The sequence below is a fragment of the Rhodococcus sp. EPR-147 genome (assembly GCF_001647185.1).
In the GTDB taxonomy this organism is placed as follows: Bacteria; Actinomycetota; Actinomycetes; order Mycobacteriales; family Mycobacteriaceae; genus Rhodococcoides.
In genome coordinates, this window is the sequence record NZ_LVCU01000462.1 from 1 (window position 1) to 5,019 (window position 5,019).

The 5,019-nt window shown below is 64.7% G+C and carries 6 protein-coding genes; 1 reads left to right on the forward strand and 5 read right to left on the reverse strand.

The features are described 5' to 3' along the window. Both bsaP and bioB read right to left on the reverse strand, forming a co-directional pair. Positions 1-212, reverse strand: a 212-nt coding sequence (gene bsaP / locus A2J02_RS20080; protein ID WP_068052699.1) for a biotin synthase auxiliary protein BsaP, incomplete at its 3' end; no start/stop codon positions are given. Positions 213-234: 22 nt separating this feature from the next. Beyond that, positions 235-1,227, reverse strand: coding sequence for a biotin synthase BioB (bioB, locus tag A2J02_RS20085; protein WP_068052684.1), 993 nt, complete (start codon positions 1,225-1,227; stop codon positions 235-237). A gap of 125 nt (positions 1,228-1,352) precedes the next feature. Between bioB and A2J02_RS20090 the strand changes: the two genes are divergently transcribed. Further along, entirely contained in the window at positions 1,353-1,940 is a 588-nt protein-coding gene (locus A2J02_RS20090; protein WP_068052686.1) for a TetR/AcrR family transcriptional regulator C-terminal domain-containing protein, read from the forward strand. Between the two features lie 4 nt (positions 1,941-1,944). Here A2J02_RS20090 and A2J02_RS20095 read toward each other — a convergent pair whose 3' ends face one another. The 3 genes from A2J02_RS20095 to A2J02_RS28385 all read right to left on the reverse strand — a co-directional run. Then, positions 1,945-2,352 carry an META domain-containing protein gene (locus A2J02_RS20095; RefSeq protein ID WP_068052689.1) on the reverse strand — a complete coding sequence of 136 codons (408 nt, stop codon included), beginning with the start codon at positions 2,350-2,352 and terminating at the stop codon, positions 1,945-1,947. Further along, positions 2,345-4,648, reverse strand: coding sequence for an accessory Sec system translocase SecA2 (gene secA2 / locus A2J02_RS20100; protein WP_068052692.1), 2,304 nt, complete (start codon positions 4,646-4,648; stop codon positions 2,345-2,347). The genes A2J02_RS20095 and secA2 overlap by 8 nt, the downstream gene beginning before the upstream one ends. Before the next feature lie 66 nt (positions 4,649-4,714). After that, positions 4,715-5,019 (reverse strand): hypothetical protein (locus tag A2J02_RS28385; RefSeq protein ID WP_068052696.1); only part of this gene is annotated, 305 nt, incomplete at its 5' end.

The following is a 5,019-nucleotide window of genomic DNA, read 5'->3' on the forward strand; positions in this document are numbered from 1 at the left end:
GTCGCGGCCGAATCGACGAGGCCGTGACGCGAGCACAGCGACGTCCACCCGTCGGGGACGATCTGCACCACCATGCGGCGACCGCATTCTGCGCAGAACCGCGGCGGCTCCAAACCGAGTCGGACGGCGACCGACAACGAACCCGCACTCACCTCGGCTCCGGCGTCGACAGGCCGACCGGTGTACGGGTCGTAGTGGGTCTCGCTCGTCATTCGACCCACCCTAATACGCCCATCAGATCGTCGAGTTCAGCGCTTTGATCGGCATCTGCAGCTCGCCGAGAAGATCGAGATCCTGCTCTGCCGGGCGGCCGAGTGTCGTCAGGTAGTTGCCGACGATGACGGCGTTGATCCCGCCGAGAATTCCTTGCTTGGCACCGAGGTCGCCGAGGGTGATCTCGCGTCCGCCTGCAAATCGCAGAATCGTGCGTGGCAGAGCGAGACGAAACGCGGCGACGGCGCGCAGAGCATCGGATGCCGGCAGCACATCGAGATCTCCGAACGGCGTTCCAGGCCTGGGGTTGAGGAAGTTCAGGGGCACCTCGTCGGGTTCGAGAGCAGTGAGATCGGCGGCGAATTCGGCCCGCTGCGCGAGCGTCTCGCCCATACCGAGAATTCCGCCGCAGCACACCTCCATGCCGGCCTCCCGCACCATGCGCAGGGTATTCCACCGCTCCTCCCAGGTGTGAGTGGTCACCACGTTCGGGAAATACGAGCGAGAGGTCTCGAGATTGTGGTTGTACCGATGCACGCCCATCGCCGCGAGCTGATCGACCTGGTCCTGGTCGAGCATGCCGAGCGAGCACGCGATATCGATCTCGACTTCGTTCCGGATGGCTTCGATACCGGCGGCGACCTGCGCGAGCAGCCGAGCGTCGGGGCCGCGCACCGCCGCGACGATGCAGAATTCCGTGGCTCCGGTCTTCGCGGTCTGCTTCGCAGCTTCCACCAGCGACGGAATGTCGAGCCACGCAGCACGAACCGGGGAAGCGAAAAGTCCGGACTGCGAACAGAAGTGACAATCCTCGGGACACCCACCGGTCTTGAGGCTGATGATTCCTTCCACCTCGACCTCGGGCCCGCACCACTTCATCCGCACCTCGTGGGCCAACAGCATCGTCTCCTCGAGACGGTCGTCGCCGAGCTCGAGAACCTCGAGAACCTGAGATCGATCGAGCGCGATGCCGTCGCCGAGCACCTGAGTACGCGCCGTGCGCAAAATGTCCATTCCGGGTCCCCTCGTAGTCGAACGGCATCATCATTGAACACCGTTCAAGTTGAACGGCGTTCACGTTAGGCGCCGGGCTCGGCTACTGTCAAAGCGAAGATGCGTCGAACGACTTGGGGGCAGCAGTGCAACTGAACAGGCAGGACGTCCTGGACGGCGCGATCGCCATTCTCGACGAGTACGGCCTGGCAGACCTGACGATGCGGCGTCTGGCTACGTCGCTGCACGTGCAACCCGGCGCGCTGTACTGGCACTTCCCCAACAAGCAGACGCTGCTCGGTGCCATCGCCGATCACATGCTCTCCGGTGCCGATGCGCCGTCCACCGAAGATTCGTGGGACGCACAGATCGGGCAGATCGCCCACCGACTGCGCGACGCCCTTCTCTCCCGACGCGACGGTGCCGAATTGGTGGCCGCGACCTACGCGTCGAGGCTGACCACCAACCACATTCGCGAACGCATTGCCGCCGTGTGCATTCGAGCGGGACTGCCGCGACGCGACGCGGAACTCACCGCCGACACGTTGCTGTACTACATCCTGGGGCAGACCGTGGACGAGCAGGCGCGCCTACAGATGGACTCCGTCGGAGCCCTCACGCCCGACGCGTCACCGCTGTTCGAAGAACCCGACCCGACGAGCAGATTCGATTTCGGACTGAAGCTCTTCCTCGACGGAGTACGGCACACCGCGGCGGACCGCATCCGCCACTAGTCGATCAGAATTCGGCGAAGACGATCCGCCCGTTCCCGTTGTCCAAAGTCATGGTTCCGTCGTCCCGAGACCACCGCGGAGTGGAGGTCAGGAACTCCGACAGCCACCGGTCCTGCTCCATCAACGCCTCCGGGCAGGCCATCCGCGTCGACCCGAGAGAGTCGATGGTGATCCTGCCCTGCGAGGTGTCCACGGTGCCGAACAACCTGTTGCACCCGGCCTCGGCCGAGATTCGGTCGTCGACGAACTCGAGCCTGACCGTCGTTCCGGCGACCGGCGTGTAGGAGTCGGGTGCCTCGACCGACGAGTACGTCTTGCCTGCCGGGAATTCACCGTACGAGTCGGTGCACCCGGAGGCCACCGCACTCGCACCCAACGCGAGAGCGACCAGCGCGCGCCGCGCGTCAGCCACCGAAGATCGGCCCCAGACCGGCCGCACCGGCATTTCCGCGGGACGCGAACGGGTTGTCGTGCACCATGTACGTCCAGGTCGACGTCGGGCGTCGCAAGCCCGCTTCGTCCAGATCGATTCCGTCCGAGGTGATCTCGGCCGACTCGAACGTAGCGTGCGAGAGATCCATCGCCTTGGAGGACACCGTCTTGAACGCCTCGACAGCGATCCGGTGGTACGCGTCCAACGGATTCTCCCGACCCAGTGCGCGCAGGTGAATACTCTCGCGCACGTCGGCGAGGTGCGCGAGATAGTCCGACCACGACCGATCGAGGTGGTACAGAACGATCTGACGGGCGACCTCGACCAGAGTCTCCTCGGACACGTTCTCGCGCAACTCCTTCGAGCGCGCAGGCGCGTGCTGCTCGAGTAGCGTCAACGCCTCGTCGGTGTCGAGCAACGTGGCCCGGCGGCGGTCCAGGATCTCACGGTGCTGAGCCGTCAGCTGGTTGTAACGCCAGGTACGCGAATGTATCTCGAGCATCTGACCCTCGGCGATGCGCTGTGCATGATCGACGCGGTCGGCCGCAGCCGAGGAAGTGAACATTCCGCTCTCGTCGGTGTCCTTCGGTGCATCCTTGTCGCCGATGTTGTTCTTGACGACGTCGTCCTCCCAACTGCCGAAGAACAGCGAGCGCCCTGGATCTCCCTGCCTGCCTGCACGTCCGCGGAGCTGATTGTCGAGACGCTCGGTGGTGTGGCGACCGGTACCGAGAACGAACAGTCCGCCGAGCTCGGCAATACGTTCGCGATCGGTGCCCTCGGGACCACAGAGCTTGATGTCGGTTCCGCGCCCGGCGATCTGCGTCGATACCGTCACTGCGCCGTGCACACCCGCCGCGGCGATGACCGCCGCTTCCTCGGCGTCGTTCTTGGCGTTGAGTACCACCACGTCGACGCCCGAGGCGGTGAGCGTCTCGGCCAGCGCCTCGGACTCGGCGACATCGTGGGTACCGATGAGAATCGGCTGACCGGTCTCGTGAATCTCTTTCACCTGCAATGCAATTGCAGCGTTCTTGTGCTCGATCGTGTCGTACACACGGTCGTCCTCGTCGACGCGCACCGTCGGCACATTGGGGGCGATGACCGAGACACCGAGGCTGTAGAACGTGCGAAGCTGCTCCCCCGCCGCCATGGCCGTACCGGTCATACCGCACACCGTTGCGTACCGGTTGATCAACGCCTGCACGGTGATCGTGTCGAGAATCTCACCGGTCTCGGTGGGGGCGAGCTCTTCCTTGATCTCGACCGCGGCCTGCAACCCGTCCGGCCAGCGCTGCAGTTCGGCCACTCGGCCACGTGAGGCGTTGATCAGCTGCACGCGTCCGTCACGAACGATGTAATCGACGTCGCGCTGGACCAGCACCTGGGCGTGCAGGGCCACGTTGACCGCAACCAACGTCGTCCCTACGTGCTGCTCGGAGTACAGGTCGATTCCGCCCAGTTCCTTCTCCATCCGCAACGCGCCCTCGTCGGTGAGGAACACGTTGCGTCCTTCGGCATCGGTGTCGAAATGAACGCCCTTGTCCAACAACCGGACTGCATCCATGACCGTCGAAGTCGAGACGTCACCGGAGACCGAACCGGCCAACACCAGCGGAACGAGCGCCTCGTCGACCAGCACGGAATCGGCCTCGTCGATCAGGGCAACGTCCGGCACGGGCGCGACCAGATCGTCGCGGTCGTTCACCAGATGATCACGCAGAACATCGAAACCAATTTCGTTGACCGAGGCATAGGTGATGTCGCAGGCGTAGGCGGTGCGCCGCTCCTGGGCAGTCGAGGACTCGCCGATGGAACCGACGGTGATACCGAGGGACTCGAACAGCGGTTGCATCCACTGCGCGTCGCGTTGCGCGAGAAAGTCGTTGACCGAGATGACGTGCACCGCGCGTCCGGACAACACGTATCCGACGGCAGCGATCGCGCCGGCCAACGTCTTGCCCTCGCCGGTTGCCATTTCCACCACGTCACCGGCGAGCAACCGCACGGCACCGTGCAGCTGCACGTCGAAGGGCCGTAGCTTCAGCGCACGCTCACTCGCCTCGCGCGTCAGCGCCAGATACCGCGGAACGTCGAGACGCTCGGCGGCGTCGACACGCAGCGCGGCCGCCTCGGTCGCCAATTCACTCTCGCTCAGGGCGGCTGCCCACTCCGCGTGCTCCTGGGCCCGGTCGACGCTTCGACGCGAGGTGCTCTGCGCCTTCTGTGCGGATCGGCCGAGTACACGCCAGAATCGGTCGGAGCCCAAAGCCATCTGTTATCCCTACCTGAGAAAGAAAAACCGTTCTCACCCACAGTACCGATGCGGCTCCGCCCAGCTCTAGGCATCGAGCGGCGTCGTCACCGCGATCCGGCGCGTGCCGTCGTCCAACGTCACCACCTGATAGGCATTGCGCTCGGTTCCCACCGGCGAACCGTCGGAGTCGAGGTTCTCGAGAAGAAGATGCCCGACCCAGATACCCGGCACCTCGGCCTCGGTGACGATGTCGCGGGCCCGCACACCCTCGATTCCGCGCGACCGATAGTAGGTCTGCCCCTGCCGAAAGAACTCTCGGGTCTGCTGCGGCTCGGCGATCGCCGCACATCCCCGCGCTGTGACCGCCAGAGCCGGATAGTTGTAGATCT